Source organism: Bacillus sp. MM2020_4 (assembly GCF_011250555.1).
Classification (GTDB): domain Bacteria; phylum Bacillota; class Bacilli; order Bacillales; family Cytobacillaceae; genus Neobacillus.
On the sequence record NZ_JAANMZ010000143.1, the window covers coordinates 1 to 255 of the forward strand.

General features: G+C 39.6%; 1 protein-coding gene. It reads right to left on the minus strand.

Going from position 1 to position 255, the window contains the following annotated elements; all coding sequences use genetic code 11:
• Window positions 1-255 (minus strand): hypothetical protein (locus G6554_RS25500; protein ID WP_166246860.1); only part of this gene is annotated, 255 nt, incomplete at both ends.

The following is a 255-nucleotide window of genomic DNA, read 5'->3' on the forward strand; positions in this document are numbered from 1 at the left end:
TTTGTAACCTTCATATCAAAACTAAAAGTAAATTGCCCAATACCGTGAGTATCAAAAAGAGATAATAAATCTGCATACATTAGGTACTCATTACTTCCTGCTTTTTCTAAGTGAGAGTCACGTAATAGATTCCTTCCGCCGATCTGCAACGCATCAAACTCAGTCTTTGTAACTCTTAAGGCAATCTTGCCGTCAAGAGCACTAATATTCTGCTCTGCTGTGGTGACACGGGTAGTAACGGCAGAAACAGTCGAA